The organism is Campylobacter sp. CNRCH_2016_3089 (genome assembly GCF_025772505.1).
Classification (GTDB): Bacteria; Campylobacterota; Campylobacteria; order Campylobacterales; family Campylobacteraceae; genus Campylobacter_D; species Campylobacter_D lari_D.
This window is the reverse complement of the sequence record NZ_JAKMSF010000056.1, coordinates 1-749: the sequence shown is the minus strand read 5'-3', so window position 1 is coordinate 749 and position 749 is coordinate 1. Positions and strand designations below refer to the sequence as shown.

Below are 749 nucleotides of genomic sequence, written 5' to 3'. Positions count from 1 at the left end.
ATAAAAAAGGCTAAGGAGAATGAGTAGAGTGATAAAAATTAACTTTACTGATGTCAATTTTCATATTAAAGAATTTCAAAAGGTTTATATACTAGAAAATTGTAAATTGTATTTTTACAAGCCTTTTCATTTACAAACAGAAGATAAAAACAATGGAAAAGAATTTGAAGATAAAAATAGAACAATTCATAAAGAACAAGAAATTAAAAAAATAAATTCTCAAGATCAATTAAATGAAAAAGAAGATATCACAAAAGATTATGCACAAAAAATCGATAAAGAGATAAATAAATTTGATGAAAATAACTTCATCTTACAAACTAAAAAACAACGACAAATCGATCCTGATAATTATGATATATTTTACGATGTTTATACAAGTAAAGATAATGATATCAAAAGTTTAAATGAAGAGTTAAAATATAACGATGGCTTTGAAGTAAAAGATGGTATAGCTAAAGTTGAAGCAGATTTTTTTGATAAATGCTTTGAAAAAGGAATTTATGTTTTAATACCAAGATTAGTATCTTTAGATAAAAATGAAACATTACACTTTGATCCTGTGCCTTTAGAAGATAAGGGCTTTGTAGTGACTGATTTTAGAAAGGGAAGAAAAGATAAAAAAAATATAGATTTAAGCTTTCAAAGAAGCATAGCTAAAATAAAAAATCCTAATTTAGTTTTGCAAAGCCCTAAAGAATTCCTACAAGCTTTAAATGACAATAGAGATTTTACAGAAGATGATAAAA

The 749-nt window shown here is 24.3% G+C and carries 1 pseudogene; it reads left to right on the top strand.

From position 1 onward, the window contains the following. Positions 1–19: 19 nt before the first annotated feature. Positions 20–749: pseudogene (locus L8W69_RS09230) on the top strand (hypothetical protein); the annotation flags it as partial.